General features: G+C 67.0%; 21 protein-coding genes, 1 tRNA gene and 1 pseudogene. 8 read left to right on the plus strand and 15 right to left on the minus strand.

Annotated features, from left to right (window positions below):
• Positions 1–14: 14 nt before the first annotated feature.
• Positions 15–1,886 (minus strand): annotated as a pseudogene (locus KY497_RS04500) (AMP-dependent synthetase/ligase).
• A gap of 272 nt (positions 1,887–2,158) precedes the next feature.
• Here KY497_RS04500 and KY497_RS04505 point away from each other — a divergent pair.
• A complete protein-coding gene (locus KY497_RS04505; protein ID WP_219869070.1) occupies positions 2,159–3,157 on the plus strand; it encodes an IS481 family transposase in 999 nt (332 codons plus the stop codon).
• Between the two features lie 198 nt (positions 3,158–3,355).
• Here the strand turns inward: KY497_RS04505 and KY497_RS04510 are convergent, their stop codons facing one another.
• The 6 genes from KY497_RS04510 to KY497_RS04535 form a co-directional block, all read right to left on the minus strand.
• A complete protein-coding gene (locus tag KY497_RS04510; RefSeq protein WP_219869923.1) occupies positions 3,356–4,318 on the minus strand; it encodes a hypothetical protein in 963 nt (320 codons plus the stop codon).
• A gap of 3 nt (positions 4,319–4,321) precedes the next feature.
• Entirely contained in the window at positions 4,322–5,407 is a 1,086-nt protein-coding gene (locus KY497_RS04515; RefSeq protein WP_219869924.1) for a DUF262 domain-containing protein, read from the minus strand.
• A 12-nt stretch (positions 5,408–5,419) separates the two neighbouring features.
• Positions 5,420–6,730, minus strand: a complete 1,311-nt coding sequence (locus KY497_RS04520) for an Eco57I restriction-modification methylase domain-containing protein (RefSeq protein WP_219869925.1) — start codon at positions 6,728–6,730, stop codon at positions 5,420–5,422.
• A 394-nt stretch (positions 6,731–7,124) separates the two neighbouring features.
• Positions 7,125–7,198: transfer RNA gene (locus KY497_RS04525), tRNA-Gly, on the minus strand.
• A gap of 132 nt (positions 7,199–7,330) precedes the next feature.
• The gene (locus KY497_RS04530; RefSeq protein ID WP_219869926.1) at positions 7,331–8,695 is read right to left on the minus strand and encodes a hypothetical protein; all 1,365 of its coding nucleotides are present in this window, start codon (positions 8,693–8,695) and stop codon (positions 7,331–7,333) included.
• A gap of 233 nt (positions 8,696–8,928) precedes the next feature.
• Complete coding sequence (locus tag KY497_RS04535) at positions 8,929–9,159, minus strand: hypothetical protein (RefSeq protein ID WP_219869927.1); 231 nt, start codon at positions 9,157–9,159, stop codon at positions 8,929–8,931.
• Positions 9,160–9,265: 106 nt separating this feature from the next.
• Here KY497_RS04535 and dcd point away from each other — a divergent pair, with 106 nt between their 5' ends.
• Together dcd and KY497_RS04545 are read left to right on the plus strand one after the other, a co-directional pair.
• On the plus strand, positions 9,266–9,871 hold the full coding sequence (gene dcd, locus KY497_RS04540) for a dCTP deaminase (RefSeq protein ID WP_219869928.1): 606 nt from the start codon (positions 9,266–9,268) through the stop codon (positions 9,869–9,871).
• A gap of 1 nt (position 9,872) precedes the next feature.
• Entirely contained in the window at positions 9,873–10,397 is a 525-nt protein-coding gene (locus tag KY497_RS04545) for a hypothetical protein (protein WP_219869929.1), read from the plus strand.
• A 20-nt stretch (positions 10,398–10,417) separates the two neighbouring features.
• On the opposite strand, the gene KY497_RS04550 is transcribed toward KY497_RS04545, so the two are convergent.
• The 7 genes from KY497_RS04550 to KY497_RS04580 form a co-directional block, all read right to left on the minus strand.
• Positions 10,418–11,449: an FUSC family protein gene (locus KY497_RS04550; protein ID WP_219869930.1), complete on the minus strand. Its 1,032-nt coding sequence runs from the start codon at positions 11,447–11,449 to the stop codon at positions 10,418–10,420.
• Between the two features lie 44 nt (positions 11,450–11,493).
• A complete protein-coding gene (locus KY497_RS04555) occupies positions 11,494–12,126 on the minus strand; it encodes a hypothetical protein (protein ID WP_219869931.1) in 633 nt (210 codons plus the stop codon).
• 56 nt (positions 12,127–12,182) lie between these two features.
• Positions 12,183–13,100 carry a cation diffusion facilitator family transporter gene (locus KY497_RS04560; protein ID WP_141386947.1) on the minus strand — a complete coding sequence of 306 codons (918 nt, stop codon included), beginning with the start codon at positions 13,098–13,100 and terminating at the stop codon, positions 12,183–12,185.
• Positions 13,101–13,147: 47 nt separating this feature from the next.
• Positions 13,148–14,554, minus strand: a complete 1,407-nt coding sequence (locus KY497_RS04565) for an MFS transporter (RefSeq protein ID WP_141386948.1) — start codon at positions 14,552–14,554, stop codon at positions 13,148–13,150.
• An 85-nt stretch (positions 14,555–14,639) separates the two neighbouring features.
• Entirely contained in the window at positions 14,640–15,149 is a 510-nt protein-coding gene (locus KY497_RS04570; RefSeq protein WP_219869932.1) for a DUF3253 domain-containing protein, read from the minus strand.
• Positions 15,150–15,245: 96 nt separating this feature from the next.
• The gene (locus KY497_RS04575) at positions 15,246–16,421 is read right to left on the minus strand and encodes an exo-beta-N-acetylmuramidase NamZ domain-containing protein (RefSeq protein ID WP_141386950.1); all 1,176 of its coding nucleotides are present in this window, start codon (positions 16,419–16,421) and stop codon (positions 15,246–15,248) included.
• 2 nt (positions 16,422–16,423) lie between these two features.
• Positions 16,424–17,290: a MurR/RpiR family transcriptional regulator gene (locus KY497_RS04580; RefSeq protein WP_219869933.1), complete on the minus strand. Its 867-nt coding sequence runs from the start codon at positions 17,288–17,290 to the stop codon at positions 16,424–16,426.
• A gap of 236 nt (positions 17,291–17,526) precedes the next feature.
• On the opposite strand from KY497_RS04580, the gene KY497_RS04585 reads away from it, so the two are divergent.
• The 4 genes from KY497_RS04585 to KY497_RS04600 are packed head-to-tail and all read left to right on the plus strand — an operon-like array spanning position 17,527 to position 21,754.
• The gene (locus tag KY497_RS04585) at positions 17,527–18,810 is read left to right on the plus strand and encodes an ABC transporter substrate-binding protein (protein WP_055866357.1); all 1,284 of its coding nucleotides are present in this window, start codon (positions 17,527–17,529) and stop codon (positions 18,808–18,810) included.
• 55 nt (positions 18,811–18,865) lie between these two features.
• Entirely contained in the window at positions 18,866–19,840 is a 975-nt protein-coding gene (locus KY497_RS04590) for a carbohydrate ABC transporter permease (RefSeq protein ID WP_055866355.1), read from the plus strand.
• Entirely contained in the window at positions 19,840–20,757 is a 918-nt protein-coding gene (locus KY497_RS04595; RefSeq protein WP_017829671.1) for a carbohydrate ABC transporter permease, read from the plus strand. The genes KY497_RS04590 and KY497_RS04595 overlap by 1 nt, the downstream gene beginning before the upstream one ends.
• A gap of 13 nt (positions 20,758–20,770) precedes the next feature.
• Positions 20,771–21,754, plus strand: coding sequence for a serine hydrolase (locus tag KY497_RS04600; RefSeq protein ID WP_219869934.1), 984 nt, complete (start codon positions 20,771–20,773; stop codon positions 21,752–21,754).
• Positions 21,755–21,757: 3 nt separating this feature from the next.
• Here the strand turns inward: KY497_RS04600 and KY497_RS04605 are convergent, their stop codons facing one another.
• The gene (locus tag KY497_RS04605; protein WP_219869935.1) at positions 21,758–22,663 is read right to left on the minus strand and encodes an Lrp/AsnC family transcriptional regulator; all 906 of its coding nucleotides are present in this window, start codon (positions 22,661–22,663) and stop codon (positions 21,758–21,760) included.
• Between KY497_RS04605 and KY497_RS04610 the strand changes: the two genes are divergently transcribed.
• Positions 22,623–23,300, plus strand: coding sequence for an MFS transporter (locus tag KY497_RS04610; RefSeq protein WP_258185891.1), 678 nt, complete (start codon positions 22,623–22,625; stop codon positions 23,298–23,300). The two genes, KY497_RS04605 and KY497_RS04610, sit on opposite strands and share 41 nt — an antisense overlap.
• Positions 23,301–23,317 lie beyond the last annotated feature (17 nt).

The following is a 23,317-nucleotide window of genomic DNA, read 5'->3' on the forward strand; positions in this document are numbered from 1 at the left end:
GTGCTTTCTGTTTCTCAGAGGTACAGGTCTTCGACGGTGACTGCTGCGCGATCCAGCACGACGTTCCGCTTGAGTTTCATGGTCGGTGTGACGAGCCCGCGGTCGTCGAGGTCGGCGAAGACCACGCTGAACCGGCGGACCTGCTCGCTGCGCGCCACGAGGGCATTGGCGGCGTCGACGGCGCGCTGCAGGTGGGCGCGCAGCGCCGGGTCGTTCACCGCACGGATGTCGGACGGCGCGGCCAGGGGGATGCTGGTGCCTTCCGCGGCGGCCCACGCCCTGGCCTGCTCCGGGTCGAGGACGAGCAGCGCGGAGAGGTACGGCTTGCCCTCGCCGACCATCACCGCGTGCGAGACGAGCGGATTCGCTTCGGCCGCGCTCTCCCAGCGGGTCGGCACGATCGTCTTGCCGTTCGACGTCACGATCACGTCCTTGAGCCGGCCTTCGAGGATCAGCCTGCCCTGCTCGTCGAGTCGCCCGAGATCGCCGGTGCGGAAGAAGCCGTCGACGAAGGCGCCCTCGTCGTGGGCCGGGTTGCGATAGCCGCTGAAGACGCCGAGGTCGCGGGCCAGAACTTCGCCCTCATCGCTGATGCGAACGGTGAGCCCCGGCAGGGGCGAGCCGACGCTGCCCGAGGCGATGCGACCGGGCAGGTTGCCGGTGAGCGGCGCCGTCGTCTCGGTGAGGCCGTAGCCCTCGATGACGGGGACCCCGATGCCGCGGAAGAAGAGCGAGAGCTCGGTGTCGAGGGCCGCTCCGCCCGACAGGATGTACCCGACCCTCCCACCCATCACGGTGCGAAGACGCCGGTAGAAGAGGGCGTCGAAGACGCGGTGGCGCACGCGGAGGCCGCGGTTCCTGGCGATGCGCCTGCCGGCGTCGATCCGCTCGGCGCGGCGGCCCCACGCGATGGCCGTGGCCTCGGCCTTCGCCCAGACTCCCGCGAGGCCCTTGTCGGCGGCTTTGCCCGCGGCGGCCGCCTGGATCTTCTGCAGCACCCGCGGCACGACGACCAGGAAGGTCGGGCGCAGGGTGGCGACGACCCTCGACGGGTCGGACAGGTGCGCGATGCGCATGCCGCTGGCCAGGCAGATCAGCTGAAGCCCGCGCGCCAGCACATGGGCGAGGGGCAGGAAGATGACGGTGTTGCCGTCTTCGTTCACGATCTCGCTGTACGCGGCGGCGATGTTGAGCACCTGACCGAGGAAGTTCCGGTGGGTGAGCACGACTCCCTTGGGCTCGCCCGTGGTGCCCGAGGTCTAGACGATCGTCGCAGGATCGTCCTGGGTGGCGGTCGTTCTGCGGGCCTCGAGTTCCTCGTCGGTGACGCCGACACCGCCCGCGACCAGATCGGCAAGGGTGCCGGTCGTCTCGGCATCCATCGTCCACGCGCCGAGCGTGACGGCGTTCGAGTCCGCGAGCGCCTCCTGTAGGAGCGCCGTGTGCTCCGCGGTGCCGCCGATCGCCAGACGCACACCGGCATCCGCGACGATGGCGTTCACCTGCGACGGCGAGGAGGTCTCGTAGATCGGCACGACGACGGCACCGGCGAACCAGGCCGCGAGGTCGGCGACGGCCCACTCGTAGCGCGTGGGCGCCATGATCGCGATCGGGTCGCCTGCCTGGATGCCCTGGGCCATGAAGCCCTTCGCCAGAGCGCGCACCTCGTCTTCGAAACCACGCGTCGTGATCGGTCGCCACGAGCCGGTCGACGGGTCTTCGACCTCGAATGCCACGTGGCCCGGGGCGGCGGCGGCCCGCGCCACGAGCAGGTCGGTGACGTTGCGGTAGCCGTCGAGGGCGGCAAGCGGCGGGGTCGATGACTCGAGCATCGGGGCTCCTCTCGGTCGTGCGGGCGGCTCGGAGGGCGCGCGAGCATCGCCCATCCGCTCTTGTTCGGAACCGATGACGATTCGGATGGGAGGGATCTATCGGTCCTGCATGGCCCCCTTGTCGCCTGTGGACGCGAGGAAAGCGTCAGGCGTGCCCACTCACGAGAAGCCCCACAAATCGTGAATGCCTGGATCAGGGCTCGGGCTAGATGTGATGTCCAGGGACGTTGTTTCGGCGACACGGCCGTGAAGAGCTGAGAGGTGAGGGCCTCCGGTTGTGAAGTGGAGCTGTTGAGTTCAACCGCTTCAGGAACCAGGAGGCCCTCGTGTCCCACGCTAACGCTGCCCTGACCCCACGCGCCCGGCTTCGACTGGCGCGCCTGATCGTCGAGGATCACTGGCCGCCGCAGGTCGCGGCGAAGATGTTCATGGTCTCGCCCGTGACCGCCCGGAAGTGGGCGGCCAGGCTGCGCCTGGAGGGACCTGCTGGGATGGCTGATCGTTCGAGTCGCCCGCGATCGATGCCGACGAAGACCCCGCTGCCGCAGGTCAAGAAAATCGTGAAAGCGAGGTGGCGGCGGCGTCTCGGCGCGGTTCAGATCGCTGGCGAACTCGGTCTGCCCGCCTCGACCGTCCACGCGGTCCTGGTGCGCTGCCGCATCAACCGGCTCAGCCATATCGACAGGGTCAATGGGGAGCAAATCCGCCGCTACGAGCACGATCATCCCGGATCGCTGATCCACGTCGACGTCACGAAGTTCGGCAACATCCCCGACGGCGGCGGCTGGCGCTTCGTCGGCCGCGTCCAAGGCGAACGCAACCGAGAGGCCACCGCCACCCGCACCAAGAGCAGGAACCATCGTTACGAGCCGAGGCTCGGCACTGCGTTCGTGCACACCGTCATCGACGACCACTCCCGCGTCGCTTACGCCGAGATCTGCTCCGACGAGAAAGCGGACACCGCGATCGGTGTTCTCCGCCGAGCGGTGTCCTGGTTTGCCGACCGCGGTGTCACTGTCGAGCGCGTCCTCTCGGACAACGGCTCGGCCTACAAGTCTCACGCCTGGCGCGATGCCTGCATCGATCTTGGGATCACGGCGAAGAAGACCCGGCCTTACCGTCCACAAACGAATGGGAAGATCGAGCGCTTCCACCGCACCCTCGCCGACGGCTGGGCATACGCGAAGCTCTATCCCTCAGAGACTGAGCGCCGCAAAGCACTCCCGGGCTGGCTGCACTTCTACAATCATCACAGGCACCACTCCGCGATCGGAGCCCCGCCCATCAGCAGAATCGAAAACAACCTGCCTGGACATCACAGCTAGAGGATGTAGCTAGACCGACTTCCGGCCAGCAAGTCTCCAAGATAGAGGACGACCGAGACTCTATAACCTTCAGCGCGTGCGGGACAATCGACAGCCCGCCGCGGTGCTGAGACGTACCTAGACCTGCGGGAGTGGCCTTCGTCTTGCGCCCCCCCGGACAACATCTGAACGGAGTTCAGCAGCTCTCTGCCGGGCAGGCTATAGCGCAGCGCATCGGCAGTCTTCATATCGGAGGTTGAGTCGAATCAGGATGCTCTCGGTCACGTGGATCTGCTTGAGCTGCCGACCGTTCTTGCGAAGGAGTCGCGCCAGCTTTTCGGGTTCGTAGCGGCTGAAATAATCGACAACACACTGATATGGAGACCAGCCATCTGGGTGGCCATCCAACTCATTTCGACCCTTCGTCAGCAGGTTGTCGAGTTTCGTAGCGTCGAGGTCGAGGGTGCGGCACAAGTCATCGAGCGTTTCTGTCATGCGTTTCAGGTTGCCCGGCAGATCCGTCTTACTCCAATGAGCGGTGACGACGTCGAGGATTTCATTGAGATGGCTTTCCGGTGAGCCGTCGCGAGGGAGCACGGGAGATTGCTCCAGTGTGTCGATGGCATCCATTGTCATCTCCGCGCTCTCAAGCATGGCCTTGATCTGGGCGGCGACTCTACTCCGCGACCAGCTGAAGCGCGGGTACTTATACACGAGGTCGTGAGTCGCGCTAGACCAAGCATGTTGAAAGAACGTCCGGACCTGGATCTCGAAGATGATCTCGTCGAGGGGCGACGGTGGCATGCTGTCGTCGGCGCGGAGCATGCCGTACAACCGGATGTCGTTGAACCGAAAAGCGGCGGCCTCATGGCTCGCTCGTGTTGGGTCCGTAGGACGCCGGTACTTCGTTTCGAAAAAACGCTCGATGAACGTAAGCGCGTTGGTCACATCTGACTGGAGCGGAACAACGACCATTGCGCCGAAGAAGTCTTCGAGCCGATCGATCTCGACGATGCGGCCAGTCTCGATCTTCTGGTGAAACGAGTCCTCCTCCTTCACCCGCGACGTCGTAAACCAGTCGCCCGGCGCTTTGCGCAGGTGGCTGTCAACTTCTGTTTTCAGCAGCTTTGCAAGTGCCTCCTGAGCTTTGAAGGCATCGCGCCAGGAACTGGGGACAACCACGTGCTACTCCGCTACGGCGCTCAGTAAGGCTTCGTGTCGCTCTAGCCGCTGTGGCCCTTCGGTCGCCGCTCCTGCCGAGTTAGCGAGGTACTTGGCAACCGCCGGGTCATCATGGGTCCGATCCCGTTGTGGGTTTTCCTTCTCGGCGGCCTTCAGCGACTCTACGTCGGCAAGGAAGGCCCTTAGACGTTCAGCTGATAGGTCTCGGCCTTCGCGCTTGCATGAGACCGCGAGCGCCCACACTGAATAGAAGTTGTTACGCGAAGACAGGAGTGGAAGCAGACTCTGGTCATTCTCAACGAGTGATACGAGGCTTTCTGCAACTGAAACGAACTCTTCTTCGAAGGTATCGGTGTCAAAAGCCTCGAGAGAATCAGGGTCGTCGAAGTTTGCACACAACTCATCGAGGCTGTCTTGATCGAAGCCCACCGGGTGTCCTTCGATCAGGACCTGGGCATACTCGAGCAGGAGCTGTGCGTCCGTCATCCTCTTCGCGCGCGCACGGGTTGAGACTTTCAGCGTCTTCCAAACGGAATCCTGTGCCTGCTGCTCAACGAAATCAAGTAGCCAGCCGTCGAAACGGGCATGGCGCAGCTCTTGCCGCTCTAGCTTGCGAGAGTTTTGGTTGAGTCGCGAGAAGATCTCGCGGACCAGGGGCTCGTGGACGTCATCGATGAACTCAACGGTGAGTTGGTATCCCCAGAAGGCTTTGCGAGCGGCCACAAAGTCGGAGAGCCCCTTCCAATTCTGGCCGTCGAGCCGTTCGTCACCGAAGTCGGGGGGCAATCGGAGCTTATTGTCGGCGAAGTCGAGAATCGTCGTGAGGCGTTGTTTCCCATCCACGACGTGGTAAGTAGCGTTTCCTTCTTCGTCCAAACTTCGATGAAGGAAGATCGCCGGGCTTGGATAGTTGCGGAGGACTGTGTCGAGAAAACGGCGCTTCTCGCGGAGCGTCCAGACGCTCTTGCGCTGATATGGAGGATCGAGATCTAGTTGGCCGAACTTGCGGAGGCTGAGTAGCCACGTGATGTTCTGCAGGGTCGGCTGTCTGTCGAGAATGCCCGAGAGCGTTTCAAGATTGGCGACCACGTGTTTCCCCTGTCAGTTCGCGTAACGCAGCGATCTGATGTCGCCGACGTTCACTTGCGTCGTTCCCCCACGTTCCATGAACTGCTGCTCAGTGCGGGCGTGAGATAACCGTTTGAGCAACACCGTACACGTGCTCTCATCGATTCCCGTGCGGTGTGCGTGGAACACGAGGAGATGGTTCTCAAATGCCACTCCGCGCTCGAAGCCGCTCCCGAAGGCTTGGATCAGCTTCGCCTGGATTCGCGGGCGAGCTTCCGCGGGAGAGATGCGGCGAACTACGACGTATCGCCCGGGGGGGTATACGTGGGGCGCGGTTCGAGAATTCGCGCGTAGTCCGCGAAGCGATACATCCCGAGTGTAAAAGGCCTCGGCCCCGATCAGTGGGATGTCACCTTCGCTGCGTGCAACCAAATCGCCCTTCATGCGAAAGTCGACGACGCTCCCAACCGAAACAACGATGCCCTCGGGAAGCAACGGGGCTGTAGGGCCGGCCGACGAGACGGGGTTACCCAGGTCCGGCACGAGCACGACATGCCTTTCAGATTCCGGGAGTACCAGGCGGGCGGTGGGGAGCGGGGTGGGCTCGTACGCGTCGATGAGCGAGGCCGATTGCGAGAACTGTATCTGCGCCGGAGCAGGAGCTCGGATGGCTCCGAAAATTATGACTTCCTGTTGGATACCATCGCGCGCAAACACTGCGCGCCGGTCGGTGAAGTGGTGGAGTGCGTATAGGCCGGCTTTCTCGAAGAGGTGTCTGCGGGTCGCCGCATAGTGCAAGCCGGAAAGGAAAGATCGGGGGACGATCGCGACCAGGCGTCCCCCATCGTCCAGTAGATCTGTGGCGAGCCAGATGAAGGCTGCAAAGAGGTTGTGTGCATGGACGCCATGCTTCCCCAGCAGCTGGGCGGTGTTGCTGCCCGGGGCAATCCGCGCGTAAGGCGGGTTCATCACGATGTGGGAGAACCGTCTTCCCGACTTGATCCATTCGGGAGCAATCTCGAAGAAGTCCTGCACGAGCACGGAGGAGCTCTCGCCGAGCTCTGCACCATGAGCGTCACAAAACTCCGTCAAGTGTGCGGCGAGAGTGTGGTCACGCTCCACGAGCGTGACAGTAGGCGATCGGGCGGCGACCTCAAGTACGGCCTCCGCGAGCGCGCCCGCACCCGCCGATGGTTCGAGAAGATCAATCGGTGGGATGTCCTCGCTCTGGACTCGGAGCAGATTGGCCATGAAGGTCGCGAGGTCGCTTGGAGTGAACACTTGCGTGCGTGCGAGGAGATCAGTGACTTCGTCCACACCCAAGTCGCAATCCTTCTCTTTCATGCGTCGAGCGCCGCGAGAAGACCGAGTCTACTTGGTTGGACCGGCGTTTCCAGGGTGGGCCCCCTGAGATGCGAACAGTTCGTGGGGCGACGAGCGGAGGACGTAGCGATGCCGAACGCGCTCGAACGGTCCAGCACTCCGACACGGGATGGCGCGAGATGCGCCAAAGGCCGGATCGGCTCGCAGCTATCCACCGCTCATCGCAGGTGAGGACAGCTACGACGATTCGGCAACACCTCGCGCCGGATTGCGGGCGGCAATTGACACTGCCTGCCGACAGCGCGCTGTGGGCCTGTTAGACAGCTGCCAAAGGGTTGCAGTTTGCAACGCTTCGATGCGAATGAAGGGCTGCTGGTCCGATCCAACCTGAAAAGATAGAGCGGGAAAGCACATCTGGAGGGACTGACGGGAATCGAACCCGCGCTATCTGCTTGGGAAGCAGAAGTTCTGCCATTGAACTACAGTCCCGAACCTGCCCGGAAGGACAGGTGATGGCCAGCCTACCCGGCGACCGCCGTATGGCAAAAGCGTCGAGGATGTCTGGCGAACGCGGAGGGACCGCCGCTGTCGAGCGGGCGGCCCCTCCGCGGTCTCAACTGATCAGCGTCGCGAATGCCGTCGTCCGGCGAAGGCTAGTCCGCCGCCCGCCAGTAGCAGTGCGGCAAGGGTGAGCATCGCGGTGAGCGCCGTCGCGTTCAGACCGGTCGTTGCCAGCCCGCCGCCACCGGCAGCCATCGAACCCGAACCCGAACCCGAACCCGAACCCGGTCCGGTGCCTGGTCCCATGCCCGGTGCGGCCCGCACCGTCAGGGGAGCCCGCACCTCGGTGCCGTCGGCGCGCGTCATCACGACGTGGTGCTGTCCTGCGGCCACATCGGTCGGCACGCGCCAGGACAGCGTCCCGGCTCCGGATCCATCCGCCGTGACGGTTCCCATGTCGATCGGGTCGGAGTGCAGCGCGAACGACGCCACCTCATCGGGCTCCAGTCCGGCGACGTCGACGGTGATCCGGTCACCGGCCGTGATGGCATCCGCGGAGAGCGTGACCTGCGCGGGCTCCGGCGTCGTGGCCTCGTCGAGCGTCACCATGATCCAGCTCACCTGCACGTCGGCGTCGCGAGTCGGCTGCAGCACGAGTTCGATCTGGCCCTCGTCGCCCACGGCGATGTCGCCGTAGCTGCGCACCTCGTCGGCCGCGCCGTAATCGTGGTCCTGCTCGACGACGGTGCCGTTCACACTCACCTTCGCGCCGCGGTCGTCCCACTGGTCCCAGGGGTCCGCGTAGCCGACATGCACGCTGTACCGACCGGGCTCGAGGTCGCCGAACCGGTAGGCGATGTCGCGACCGTCGACCGCGTATCGCATGGTCGAGAACATCGTTGCGTCGACGGTGCCCGCGCTCTTGCTGCCCTCGCTGACGTATCCCCACGATGCGCCGCTCGCGGCATCCTCGGCATGCGCCTGATCGGCACGGCTGTTGAGCAGGTCGCCCTCGTCCTCGGCGGCGTCCCGCAGGGCCAACCAGTCCGCGGTCTGCTGTCCACCCGCGTTGACCGCGTAGCGCAGCCCCTCGGGAACGACCGCGATCGTGCGGGTGAACGTGCGTCCGCCGAACTCGGGAAGGGTGCCCGTCGCGGTGACGATCCCCGGTGCGTCGAACGAGCCGGCGATGCTCCAGGTCACGGGCTGCTCGGTCATCACGCCGTTCTGGGTGACGTTGACCACCGGTGTGTCGAGTGCGCCCCCGACCTGCACCGTCTCGGGCACGGCCGAGACATCCCACGCCGACCACTGGTCGAGCTGGTCGAGCGTCCACTCGTCGTGCACCTCGACCGCCAGCGAGTCGCCGCCTTCGCCCATGTTGATCGGCAGCCACACCATCTGCGCGTTCTTGAGGTCGCCGCCGCCGTTCCATCGGTCGCCCATGTAGATGTACTTGCCGTGCTCGCGATCGACCGGGATCACCGAGCTGGGCTGCGAGTTCCAGGAGTTGCTCTGCGCCCACCAGGCGGAAGCTCTCGGCGAAGTTCGACGTGATCGCGCCGTCGTCGGTGAGCGGAGCATCCGGGTTCCACCACCCTGGGACCGCTCCGCCGGGGCGCAGGTAGTCGGGCACATCGGTCGCGTTGCCGCCGCCGATGTTGTAGCGCGCGATGTTGAGGTTCAGGCCCTCGTCGCCGAAGACCTTGTCGATGAGCTCATCGCTCAGCTCTGCCGGGTACGAGCCGGTCGCGTTCGCCATCCACACCAGACTCGAACCCCACCCCTTGAAGGGGGGCGCCCGCATAGGCGGGATTGGGGGTCAGGGTGACATCGGATTCGGCAGCCGTGGCCGCCTGCGGGAAGGCGGCGAGACCGCTAGCGGTCGCGGCGAGCACCGCGGCCACGGCGAGTGCGCGCCGGGATGTGGTCGCTGTTCTTGCAGACATCGTTGTCCATTCAGATTGTGTTGACGTTAACATGTCGACGTCAACACAATCTAGCGGATCTTGATCGGCCGGACAAGTTCCCGCTCGCGACAACTAGGCTGGTGCCGTGCTTCTCAGCGACCGCGACATCAAGGCAGAACTCGCATCCGGCCGCATCGGCCTCGAGCCTCGCGAAGACGGGATGATCCAGCCGTCGAGCATCGACGTGCGCCTGGACCGGTACTTCCGGTTGTTCGACAACCACAAGTACCCGTTCATCGATCCCTCGGTCGACCAGCCCGAGCTCACGCGCCTGATCGAGGTCGACCCCGACGAGCCCTTCATTCTGCACCCCGGGGAGTTCGCACTCGGTGCCACGTTCGAGCAGGTCACGCTGTCCGACGACATCGCGGCGCGTCTCGAGGGCAAGTCGTCGCTCGGACGCCTCGGACTCATCACGCACTCGACCGCGGGTTTCATCGATCCCGGCTTCACGGGGCACGTCACGCTCGAACTGGCGAACGTCGCGACCCTGCCCATCAAGCTGTGGCCGGGGATGAAGATCGGGCAGCTGTGCTTCTTCCGGCTCACGTCTCCCGCCGAGAACCCGTATGGCTCCGGCCCCTATGGCAACCGGTACCAGGGGCAGCGCGGACCGACGGCCTCGCGGTCGTTCCAGAGCTTCCATCGAACGGATGTCGGCACCACCGACATCGGAGCAGTCGGAGGCTGAGATGACCGACGCCAGCGGTACGCAGCCGGACGAGCCAGCCATCCCGGAGGAGAAGCCATCTCTGGAGGGCCCCGGTCTGACGGAGGGCGCCGATCTGCCGGAGGGGCTCGATCTTCCGGACGAGTCGCTGATCCCGCCCGCCGACGTCGTGATCCCGCCGCCTCCGCCGGAGATCCCGATCCCGGAGGGTCTGCTGACCCCGCCGTCGTCCGACATCCCGTCCGCCGACGTGGTGATACCGCCGCCTCCACCCGCGACCCGTCGCGCCGACCGAGCCCGTCCCACGCCGGCCATCCTCGAGGGGGAGCCGCCCGCCGCGGTGGCCGACGACTGGGCGCTGCCGTCCGTCGCACCGGAGGTGCCGACATCGGGAGGCTACCGCGTGCTCACCATCGTGATCTTCGCGTTCCTGTTCCTGCTGTTCGTCGCCGCGATCGTCGTCGGCGTCTACCTGCTGAACACCACGACCTTCCCGTTCGCCGGCGCAGACGCGGCGACGTCGCTCGCGTTCGCGCTACGTTCCTGACTCTTCACTGACCGAGGAGGTCAGGCGCGCCGCGGAGTCTGCCTGCGCCGGAGGGCCGCCGAGGCGACGGCGACGATTGTGCCGACGGCCACCCCGATCACGGTCTCGATCGCGCGGTCCTGCAGCAGCATGTCGACGGGTGTGGGCGCGGCCAGGTGCACCATGAGCAGCGCGAGCGGGGTGATGAAGATCATCGCGATGCCGTAGTTGCGGCCGACGAACAGCTCGGCGGCGGCCTGCAGCGCGACCACGAGCGCGATCACGGCGAGTGGGGGCAGGTCGATGGCGAGGATCCCGGCGGCGACGAGCACTCCGAGCAGCGTGCCGACGAGGCGCTGGATGCCACGGATCACGCGGGCGTTGAGCTGAGGTCCGCTCACGGCGGCCACCGCGCCGACGGCAGCCCAGTACCAGTGCGAGTCCATGATCAGCAGCCCGGCGAAGCCCGCGCCCAGGATGGCGACGCCGACCGACGCGGCCATCTCGCCCGCGATCGGGCCGACCGGCTGCAAGGTCTTCGGCGGCACGTCGTCGGTGCTGCGGGTGAGGATGCCGATGAGCGCGGTGATGGCCAGGCCGAACACCACGCTCGGTCCGCCGACCAGCAGCACGTCCCCGAAGGAGGCGGCGGTGGCGGGGATCGTCGCGCAGGCTCCGACCGCGAACACCGGGAACAGCGGTCCCGGCGGGTGCCACCGCATCGTGTAGGCGAGCAGGGTGACGGCCGACGCGATGACCGCGACCACGAGGATGCTGACCGCGGCCGGGGCGGCGAGGACCGACAGCGCCGTGCCGACGAGCATTGAGGCGAGGATCACGCCACCGGCGCTCGCCTGCATGCGGATGCGGTCGCGGAACACGTCGTGCCGCCCGTAGAGGGCGGCGAAGGCTCCGAAGCTGGCGTAGATGCTGAGGTCGAGCCGCCCCAGCGCCCAGAGCACGAGAAGGGGGACGGCCACGCTGACCGCGGCGCGCAACGCCACCCGGTGGTCGCCGCGGTGCGGCTCGACGCGCAGAACGCCGGTCCACACCCTTCCCCGCGAATCCGCCACTCATCAAGCCTACGTCCGACTCCCGATCCGCCTCCGCCGTCGGGTCAGGACCTCGCCGCATCTGACGGCGGATGGGAGTCGTTCGGGCGGAGGGCTGCGACGTCGGCGGCGACGTCGATCACGGAGTCGACCGGGATCGCCGTGTCCGCCGATGCAGAGAGCAGCATGCCGGTGGCCACGATCGTCACCGTGCCGCGGGGGGAGAGCAGCTGGACCGAACCCACCTCGCCGAGAGTGTCGCCGTCGCCCAGCAGCAGCACTCGTCCGTCGAGAGCCGCAGCGCGCGAATCGTCGATCGCTCCCGAGAGCGTGCTCAGCTCGTCCATGCTCCAGGTCGTCTCATCGATGCCCACTGCGAGCGAGGCGTAGTCCTCGAGAGCGGTGGACGCGGAGGCCACCGCGTCGTTGATCCACACGCAGGTCGTGCCGGAGGCGTCTTCCGAGGAGTCGTCGGGCGAGAACGCGAACCCCGCGGTGATCGGCGCGGCGAGCGGCTCGATGTCCGCGCAGGTGATGACGGTGTCCGCCGAGTCCGCAGGTGCCGCCGTCGGTGCGCCGGCGTCGTCGGCCGGTGCGGCGCTCTGGTCGGCGGGAGCGGAGGAGCAGCCCGCGAGCAGCAGAGCAGCGGTCACGGCGAGGAGGCTCAGGCGCGGAGGATACGTCGGGCGCACAGCCATGATTCTCCCACGCCCTGCGCCGCCGCATCGCGTATGGCCGCGCTGGCGACACCATCTCAGGCCGACGCGAATCCCACCGACGGCTCGTCGTCGACCGAGAGGGACAGCACAGCGGTCTCGACCGCGTCGTGCTGCTCGATCCGTTGCTCCAGGTCACGCAGCTGCCGTGCCACGTCGTGCTCGCGCGCGTCGCCGGCGAGATCGACCTCCGCCACGATGAAGAGACGGTTCGGGCCGACGTACTCGATGTGCAGGTAGGTGACCCGCTCGATCTGCGGCAGGCCCAGCAGGGCGTTCCCCACCCGCGCGCGCAGTTCCGGTGCGGCGGTGGCGCCCACGAGGAAGGCGATGTTCCGCCGGATCAGGATGATCGCCACCACCCCGAGCAGAATGCCGACGAGGATCGAGCCGATGGCATCCCAGGCGGCGACGCCCGTGATCTGGTGGAGGAGGATCGCGCCGCCGGCGAGCACGAGTCCGATGAGTGCGGCGGAGTCTTCGAAGAACACGGCGCGCAGTGTGGTGTCGCTCGTCTCCAGCACGAAGTCCCAGGTCGACGAGCCGCGCTCCTTCGCGAGGCGGCGGGATTTCACCATCGCCTGCGTGAACGATGCGCCCTCGAGCACGAACGAGACACCCAGCACGATGTACGCCACGGTCGGGCTCTCGACAGGACCGGTGTCGGACAGCTCCTGGATGCCGTGCATGATCGACACGATCGACCCGGCGGTGAAGATCCCGAACGCGGCGATCAGCGACCACACGAAAGCGTTGCGACCGTAGCCGAGCGGATGCCGCGCATCTTTGGCCTTCGCCCCGCGGCGGTCGGCGATGAGGAGGAACACCTCGTTTCCCGCATCCGCCCACGAGTGTGCCGCCTCGGCCACCATCGACGCCGACGAGGTGATGATCGCGGCGACGGTCTTCGCGATGGCGACGAGGATGTTGGCGAGGAAGGCGAGGATCACAGTCACGCGGTCAGACTACTCCCGCCGTGGCTCACGGCTTCCGCAGGATTCTTTCAGCGCGGCGCCTTGACCGGGAGCAGCAGCAGGAAGCCGGCGATCAGCACGACCACGATGCCCAGGATTCCGTAGGCCGTCTGGCTCGTCAGCACGATCAGCACGGTCCAGGCGCCGGATGCCATCCAGCTCGCGGCTCGCCCGGTCGTGGCGTAGAGGCCGAAGATCTCGCCCTCGCGTCCGGCCGGCGTCACTCTGGCGAGGAAGGAACGGGCGGCCGCCTGGGCGGGGCCCACGAAGGCGCACAGGATCAGACCGCCCACCCAGAACACCATCACACCGGCGTCGCGGAGGAAGAACACGGCGAGACCGGCGACGATCATCGACCCGATCGAGGCGAGGATGATCCGCTTCGGTCCGAGCCGGTCGTCCAGTCGGCCGGCGGCGATGGTCGAGACGCCGGCGATCAGGTTCGCGGCGATGCCGAAGATGATGATGTCCTGCGCGCCGAACTTGAACACGGCGGTGCCGATGATGGCGCCGAACGCGAAGACGCCTCCCAGCCCGTCGCGGAAGACCGCGCTCGCGAGCAGGTACCAGAAGGTGGGCCGCGTCTCCTCGTTGCGGTAGAGACCTGCGACGTCCTTCACCAGCAGCGGGTACGAGGCGAAGAAGCCGACCTTGCGCTCCGGACGGCCCAGCGACGGCTCCGGCACGTTCAGGAAGATGGGGATGCTGAAGACGATCGCCCAGACGGCGCATCCGACGGCGATCAGCCGGTAGGCCAGTCCGTTGTCGGTCGACATGCCGAACCAGTCGAAAGTGTCGAGCACGACCACGATCACCAGCGCGATGATGCCGCCGAGGTAGCCGAAGCCCCAGCCGAGGCCGGAGATGCGACCGACGTTCTTCGGGTTCGCGATGCCGATGAGCATCGCGTTGGAGTTCACCGCCGCGATCTCCTGGAACACCGTCGCGGCCGAGATCAGGGCGACACCCAGCCAGAACAGGCTCGGCATCGGCTCGACGAACCAGAGGCCGAGCATGCACAGGATCAGCGCGCCGGTGCCGATCCCGAGCCAGAGCTTCTGACGTCCCGCCGCGTCCGCGCGTTGGCCGAGGACGGGCGCGAGCAGCAGGATGCCGAAGGCCGCGATCGTCGAGCCCAGACCGAGCCCGGAAGCGAGGTCTGCTTCCGCGGCGAGCCGGACCGGATCGTCCACATCGAGCGACGCGACCTCTGGCGGGAGGAAGCCCTCGCCGACGAGGTAGAGCGCCGTGAACACGAACGTGAGGATGACGGTGTTGAACGGCTGCGTCGCCCAGTCCCACAGCGCCCACGAGTAGACCTGCTTCTTCGGGGCGGGCGTCTCGCCGCGCAGGTCCAGGCCGACGACGGCGACGGCACCGCTGTTGGCAGTCGCCACGGGCTCGGGCACGGCGCCGTGCCCCTCGGTTTCGCTCATTCTCGAAGTCTGGCGGTGCCGGGTGAACGCCCGGTGACGGCGCGCCGCGCGGTGCGGCGCGGAAACGTCGTGGTCGTGGGGCTCGTCAGAGGGCCGGTCCGCGGCGGATGCGGACCGGCCCGCGGGCCTCGTCGATCCGGACGGCCTCCCCCTTCTGCGTCACGACGATCTCTCCGCTCTCCGCCAGGGCCGCGGCCACGCGTCGGACGTCGGGCATCCGTGAACGCCAGGACTCCCCGCCGATGGCGCGGGCCACATCGCTCGGACAGATCGACGACTCCGAGCGCTTACGGGTGAGGGTTCGGATGGTGGCGGCGATACGACCGTCCGCGGCTTCCGGCTGCGGGTCTTCCCACCACGGGGCTCCGCGCTCGCCGAGCGCCGTCTTGACGTCGTGCACCCGGCGACGGGCATCCTCATCCGAGGTCTTCACCGCTCGGCGCGCGGCCATGAGCTCGTCCACCAGCTCCTGGCGCAGGGCGTCGGGGATCGACGGGTCGGTCGCACGCCAGCGCCGCCCGTTCACGACGAAGTGGTGCCCGTCAGCCGTGCGCTCCGGCCCGGCATCCGCCGCCGCCGACTCCTCGCTGCTCATGCGGGCAGTCTGCCCGTGTCCTGCCGCATCTTCCATCCCCTTGACGCAGGCAGTGAGGGCGTCGCCGACGCGGGACGTCGTCCCGGGCGTCGGTGCTCAGGCGTAGAGCAGATCCGCGTCGACGGCCGCGGGCCAATCCGGTACCGCGAGCGTCGTCGAGTCGTTCCAGCGACCATCGGCGATCTGACGAAACGCGCCGCGCACGCCGAAGAGCTTCTCCAGTGGCGTCCAGTCCGACTCTCCCGGCATCGGGACCAGTGACCTCTCGGAGAGGGAATCGGGGTACAGCTCGGCCAGCAGCGATAGGAGGCGCACTCCGGTGTGGACGGGGCGTATCGCCGTGGCATCGGTCACGTGCAGGATCACGCCCTCGCACTGCTCGCCCGCATGGTCGCGGACGAGAGGAGTGAAGCCATAGGGGGAGGCGGAGACCCCGGGGAGCTCGAGGGCGGTGATGGCCTGCGCAAAGTCCTCCGCGTCGATGAACGGTGCCCCGATCACACGGAAGGGCACGGCGGTGCTCCGTCCTTCGGAGACGTTGACGCCCTCCGCGAGACACGTCCCGGGATAGAGCAGGGCCGTCGCCGCGCTCGGCAGGTTCGGTGACGGTGGCATCCAGCGCAGCTCCTCGCGACCGATCGCGGTGTCCTCGCGTCGCCAGCCGTCGACCCCGACGACATCGAGTGCGACGTCGATGCTCCGCGTGCGTACCCAATGACGGGCGAGTTCGCCGATGGTCAGTCCGTGGCGGATCGGCATCGACCAGCGTCCGACGAGCGACTGCGCCGCCTCATCGAGCATCGGGCCCTCGGCCTGTTCGAAGAGTCCGCCCAGGGGATTCGGGCGGTCGAGGACGAGCACGGCGACCCCCGCCTCCGCACAGGCCTCGAGCATGTGGCTCAAGGTCCAGACGTATGTGTAGAAGCGGGCGCCGACGTCGGGAAGGTCCACCAGGACGATGTCGAGACCGGCGAGGTCCTCTGGGGAGGGGCGCACGGCGTCTCCGTAGAGACTGCGCACAGGGACGCCGGTGACGCGATCGAGTGCATCGCCGATGAGGTCGCCCTCCCGCGCGCGTCCGTCCATCCCGTGCTCGGGGCCGAAGAGCAGATCCAGCGACCATCCCTCGGCCGCGAAGGAGGCCCTCCCGCGCGTGAGGTGGGACGTGAGAGCCAGGTCATTGGTGAGCATCCCGATCCGGGCGCCGCGCAGCGTCTTGAGGAGGCGCGCAGGCAGGTCGTGCCGGAGGAGACGGTCGATGCCGAGGTGCATGGTCAGTCGATTCTGTGAGTGGTGACGGCGTCGAGGGTGCGCTGCAGGTTCGTCGAGATCGTGTCGTAGTCCGCCTGCGCGATGCGGGTGTACAGGAAGTCGAGGATGGCGAGCTGCGCGATGCGGCTCGCCATCGCGCCGGAGCGGAAGGTCGACTCCGACACCGCGGTGACGAGCACCAGGTCGCACGCTCTGGCCAGAGGCGACTTCGGGTTGTTCGTGATGGCGATCGTGGTCGCCCCGGCTCTCCCCGCGACCTGCGCCGCCTGCACGATCTCGAGCGTGCGTCCGGAATGGGAGATGGCGATCGCCACATCCCGCCCGTCCAGCAGCGCGGCGCCCGTCAGCGCGAGATGGTGGTCGGTGCGGGCCTGGGCGACGAGCCCTGCGCGGTGCAGCTTCTGCTCCAGGTCCTGCGCGGCGAGTCCGCTGGAGGCGGCGCCGTAGATGTCGATGCGTCGCGCGTCTCGGACCTCGGCCACGCAGCGTTCGAGCTCGTCGAGATCGATCTGGCGGGCGGTGCGTTCGATCGCGGCGGCCTCCGCGAAGGCGATCTTGCGCACGGTCGTCGCGACGTCGTCGTAGCGGCTGACATCGCCCGCAGACACCTGGAACCTCTCCTGGTCGGAGGCGCTGCGGCTGAGCTCGGTCGCGAGCGCCAATCGCATGTCCGGGTAACCCCCGAAGCCGACGCTGCGGGTGAAGCGGGCGACGCTGGCGACGGAGACCTCGCACTCCTCGGCCAACCGGGTGATGGAGCTCTCCACGACGGCCTGGGGCTCGGCGAGGACGTACTCGGCGATACGGCGCTCGGTCGGGGTCAACTCGGAGAGACGCTGATGGATGGCTGTCACGACACTGTTCGGCACGTGCCCATGATGTCAGGCCGAAACCCACTTCGGAAGAAATTTTCAGATTTGCTTGCATTTCTGTAAGAGATTGCCCAAAGTGGGCATGTCGGCATCTCCCCAACCACGGGAATGCCGCATGACATCGACGTCACGCGACGTGTCCTCAGCACCGAGGGCACTTCGAAGGGCGTTCCCCCCGAAGTAACGGCAGCCCACGACGTGCCAGGCAGCTGCCACCGTCCGAGAGGAACATCATGCGAAACCGCCCCGTCCGCCTCGCATCCACAGCAGGCATTCTCGTCGCTGGGCTCGCTGTCGCGGGCTGTGCCCCCGCCGCGTCCAGCGGTGAAGCCGAGAGCGATGTCACGCTCACGATCTGGTCGTGGCAGGCTTCCTCCTCGCCCAAGTGGGAGGCCGTCTTCGACAAGTACGAAGAGTCCCACCCCGGGGTCACGATCCAGTTCGAAGGCTTCCAGCCGACCGAGTACAACCAGATCCTGGCGACCGGTCTCGAGGGGAGCGATGGACCGGACATCGCCATGCTCCGCGCGTACGGCGGCATCCAGCCGGCGATCCAGTCGGAGCAGATCGTGCCGATCGACGACATCGTCGACGGACTCGATCAGTTCGATCCGACCGTGCTGCGGGCAGCTCAGGGCAAGGACGACGGGAAGACCTATGGCGTCCCGTTCGCGTACCAGACGATGCAGATGTTCTACAACAAGACCATGTTCGACGAGATGGGTCTCGAGGAGCCCACCGACTGGGACGAGTTCATCGACCTGCAGGAGACCTTGCTGAAAGAGGGCGTGACCCCGATGGCACTCGGTGCCCGCGAGGACTGGGTGCTGCCGATGTTCCACGACATCATGGGCTCGGCGAACTACGGCGGATCCGAGTTCGAGGAGAAGGTGCTCGCCGGCGACATCGACTTCACCGACCCGACGTACGTGTCGTCGCTGCAGATCGTCAAGGACATGCAGAAGTACCTCGACAAGAACGTCAACGCGATCGCCGTCGCCGACGCCGTGCTGCAGTTCACCTCGGGGCAGGCGGCCCAGTGGCCCGGTGGATCGTTCGATCTGCCGACGTTCCAGAACTCCGCGCCCGACACGGAATGGGGCGTGTACGAGGTGCCCCCGGCCCCCGGCAGCGCTCTGGACCATGCGGTCACCCCGGGCTACGCCGACGGCAGCTTCGGCATCAACGCCTCTAGCGAGAACCAGGAGGCGGCGGCAGAGCTGCTGAACTGGATGACGACCTCGGAATTCGGTCAGCTCGTCGCCGATGAGGTGGACCAGTTCTCCGCCCTCCCCGGAGTGAAGTACTCCGACCCGCTCATGCAGGAGATGAACGAGCAGTACACCGCCAACCCGGCGCCGTACCTGCTGCTCGTCGACTTCCGCTACGGCGACCCGACCGGAACCGCGGTCCTGGGCCCGGACATCCAGGCGATGTTCCTCGGCGACAAGACGCCGGAGCAGCTCGGCGCCGACCTGCAGTCCGGGGTCTCCACCTGGTTCACCCCTGGTTCCTGATCCGAACACGAGGGGGCGTCGATCCGGCGCCCCCTCGCGGAGCGAAAGACACACCATGGCACTGACCATCCCCGTCCGGCGCGACCCCGCGAAGCGCGAGGGCACGAAGCGACGCACACGCGCAGGCATCGCCCTGTCCACCCCGACGGCCACCCTGTTCGTGCTGCCGGCCGCCGTGCTGTTCGCCGTGCTCATCCTCTATCCGATGCTCGCTGCGCTCAGCTATTCGTTCTTCGACTGGCAGGGCACGAAGCAGGGCGGTTTCGCAGGGGTCGCGAACTACATCACCCTCCTCACGAAGGAGCCCTACGCCTCCGAGCTGTGGAACGCGTTCGGCCACAACCTGCTGCTGTTCGCGGGTGCGCTGGTCTTCCAGAACTCGCTCGGCCTCGGTATCGCCACCCTGCTGCACCGCCGCAAGCGCACCAAGCGCTTCTTCCAGACGATCTTCGCGCTGCCCTACCTGGTGAGCCCCATGGTCATCGGCTACCTGTGGTCGCTCATGCTCTCGCCGCTGTTCGGCCCGGTGAACGCGATCCTCCGCGGTGTAGGCCTCGAGAGCCTCGCCCTTCCCTGGCTCGGCGACCCGCAGCTCGCGATCTGGGTGATCGTGCTCGTGAGTGCCTGGCAGTGGATCGGCTTCCCGATCCTGCTGTACGGCGCCGCCCTCGGCGGGATCCCGGAGGAGATCGAAGAGGCCGCCTCGCTCGACGGGGCGACCGCGGCGAAGCGTTTCCGCTACATCACGCTGCCCATGCTCACGCCCACGATCGGCATCATCACGGTGCTCACCTTCATCGGCAGCATGGAGGCGATGGCCATTCCATTCGCGCTCGCCGGCTCGAACGGGGCGCCCGCCGGGTCGACCGACGTCATGATGCTCCTCTTCTACCGGACCGCCTTCGAATCGGGGAACCCGAACTCGATCGGCGTCTCCTCCGCGCTCGCGACCGTCCTGTTCATCTTCATCATGGTGATCTCGGTCGTGATCACCTCGACGATGCGTCGCGCTGAACGAAAGCTGTTCTGATGAGCACTGCCCTCGACACCCGTCCGGAGCCCACCACCGAAGCGATCGTCTCCGGTCGTTCCTCCGCCCCACGCCGCCGCTCCAGCCGCACCGCCGATGCCCCGTTCATCGGGCGGTTGTTCGCGAACGTGTTCCTCTGGGGCTACGCGCTCGTCGCCATCGGCCCGCTGCTGCTGATGGTCAACAACTCGTTGCGCACACAGCAGCAGATCGCGACCGAGCCGCTCGGACTCCCGGTCCCGCCGACGTTCACGAGCTTCCAGAGCGCGTGGATCACCGCGTCGTTCGACACCTACTTCCTCAACTCGATCACCGTCACCGTCGGCTCGGTCATCGTCACGACCGTCGTCTCGGTGCTCGCCGCGTACGCGTTCGCGAGGGCTCGGGCGAAGTTCTTCCGTGGCATCGAGGCGGTCTTCCTGTCCGGGCTCATGCTGCCGGTGCACCTGGCGATCCTGCCGCTGTTCTACCTGCTCGACTCGCTCAAGATGACGAGCAACGTGTTCAGCCTGATCCTCGTCTACGGAGCCCTCGGCATTCCGTTCACGACGTTCGTGCTGACGGTCTTCTTCCGCGCGTTGCCGATCGAACTCGAAGAGGCCGCGCGCATCGACGGCGCCGGTCCGTTCCGCACCTTCGTGCAGATCCTGCTGCCGCTCGTGCGTCCGGCGCTCGCGACCGTGATCGTCTTCCGTTTCGTGCCGGTGTGGAACGACTTCTTCTACCCGCTGATCCTGCTGCGCGACCGGGACTCATACACCCTTCCCGTCGGACTCACCCGCTTCTTCGGCGAGTACTCCACCGACTGGCCGCAGCTGTTCGCCGGGCTCACGATCGCGACGATCCCGCTCATCGTGCTGTTCCTGCTCGCGACCAAGCAGATCATCAACGGACTCACCTCCGGCATGAGCAAGTGACGGGAGAGCGGCCGTGGTGAACGGGGCGCCGGGGTCGGCGTGGGCCTCCCTTCGCACGACGCCGGGGCGGGGAGTCGACGAGCTGCTGATCCTCGGCACCCCGGCCCACGACGAGCGGACGCCTCTGAACGAGCGGCACCTGTTCGATCTCGCGTCGCTCACGAAGGTCTTCACCGCGGTCGCCGCACTGCGGCTCGTCGACCAGGGCAGGGTCGACCTCGACGCGCCCGTCGCGCCGGTCCTGGATGCCGGTTCGGGTGAGGGCGCTGGACGCATCACCCTCCGCCACCTCCTCACGCACAGCTCAGGGCTGCCGGCCGAGGGACGCGAGTGGCGGGACGGGATCCGCGGCGATGAGTTACGCGCGCGGGTCCTGCAGCGTCCGCTCGGATATGAACCCGGTGGTGGTCACCTCTACTCCGACGTCGGGTACATCGCCGCAGGGGAGTACCTGGAGCGCGTCGCGGGGAGACCCCTCGCCGAGCTGTGGGCGGAGGTGGCGACGGCCATCGGCGCGGGGTCGCTGACATCGTCGCCCGATCCGCGCGAGGCCGTGGCGACGGAGGATCAGCCGCACCGCGGTCCGGTGCGCGGAGACGTGCATGACGAGCTGGCGCACGCGCTCGAACGCCCGGCGGGTCACGCCGGGCTGTTCGGGTCGGTGCACGACGTCGCCGCATTGGCGCGGATGATCCGTGAGGACGGGCAGGGGCCGCGGGAGCGCGTGCTGTCCACGGACTCCACGCGCGCACTCCGCGTGCCGACAGTGCGTGCCGATGCCGGTTACGGCCAGGCGATCGGGTTGCGGGTACGGGACGAGTCGTGGATGTCCGGCATCGACGCGGTGGGGCATACCGGATTCACGGGCACATGCTTCGCCGTCCACACCGGTTCCGGCGGCTTCGGTGTGCTGCTCGTCAACCGCGTGCATCCATCGCGTGAAGACGCCGACATCGCCGCCGTCCGTCGCGCCTTCCTCGCACCGCTCGCGTCCTGAACCTCAGTCCGTGCGCAGCGGCCGTAGCGTGCGCGCGTAGTCCTCCTTCAACACGGCGAGGTGCAGCCAGGCCTCGATGCGCGTCACCTCCGGCAGTGCGCGCAGCCGCTCGAGGCTGGCGTACAGCGCCCCCGCCGAGGGCTCGACCAATGTGGCCACGGCGTCGAACCGGCCGAGCGTGCGGGCGGCGAAGTCCACACCGCGCCCCCTTCGCAGTTCGTCGATCACGGCCTTGTCGTCGTCGCCGAGCGTCATGCCCACCCCCATCGACAGCTGCCGGTGGGCGAGCCCGCGCGCCTCGACCGCGCTGATCTTGATCACCCCGGCGTCGATCAGCCGCTGCACCCTGGTCGCGACGGCCGAGGGCGACAGGCGCACCTCCTCGCCCAGTGCGCGGAAGCTCTTGCGTCCGTCGGCCTGCAGCTGTTCGATCAGCGCCTCATCGATCGTGTCGAGGGTGACACCGCCGTGGTACTCCGAGACGAAGAAGCCCTTGATCACGGTCGAGTAGATGATCGTGCTGATGTCGAGCACGCCGTCGATCGCACGGATCAGGGCCAGCAGGTCGTGCAGCTCCGACATCGAGCCCACGCGCACCTCGGTGACCACGTCGTGCGCCCCGCCGACGGCCGACACCAGCACGGTCTCGCTCATGTCGCGCAGGTGCTCTGCCACGAGCTCGACTGAGCCGTCGGTGCGGATGGAGACGTGGGCGAGCACGTGCTGACCCAGGAAGACTGGGTCGACGGCGGCGACGACCCGCACCGTACGGTCGGCGAGCATCGTGCGCAGCCGCGCGGCGACGGCGGCCCGAGACTGCCCGAGTCGCTGTCGGTCGCTGCTGGTGTGGATGGCGCTCGCAGCCGCCGTGTCGAACCTGATCGTGGCGATCGCGCCGAACCTGATCATCGTGCTGCTGGCGCGGTTCCTGCTGGGTGCCGCCATCAGCGCCTTCTGGGCGATGTCGATCACGGTCGCTGCGCGCCTGGCGGGACCGGAGAATCTCGGACGCGGTGTCATGTTCACCTCGGCGGGAGTGTCGCTGGCGACCGTGGCCGGCGTGCCGCTAGGCGTCATGCTGAGCGAACTCGTGGACTGGCGGATGGTCTTCGCCATCGCGGGCGTGCTGATGGTCGTGCTCGCGGTGGTGCTGCGGTTCGCGCTGCCGTCGGTGCCGGCCGACCGCACGTTCGCCTTCTTCGCGGTGTTCGCGCCGCTCGTGATCGCCGTGTCCGTGATGTCGATGATCCTGTTCTCCGGGTCGATCGTGGGTGTCGGCATCGTCGTGCTGGTGTGGGGCTTCTTCTTCTCGTCCTGGCTGATCGTGGCGAACACGTGGGTCGGACACCGGATGCCGGATCGGCTCGAAGCCGGCGGCAGTCTCGTCGTCGTGGGGTTCCAGGGGGCGATCACCCTCGCGGCCGGCATCGGCGGACTGCTCGTGGACACCCTGAACGTCGAGCTGGTCTACGTGATCGGGTCGATCGCGCTGCTCGCCGGCGCGGTGCTGTTCGGCGCGTCCAACCGCGTCAGCAGCAGGGCCTGAAAGGCAGAGATCCTCGG

Source organism: Microbacterium sp. PAMC22086 (genome assembly GCF_019443525.1).
In the GTDB taxonomy this organism is placed as follows: Bacteria; Actinomycetota; Actinomycetes; order Actinomycetales; family Microbacteriaceae; genus Microbacterium; species Microbacterium maritypicum.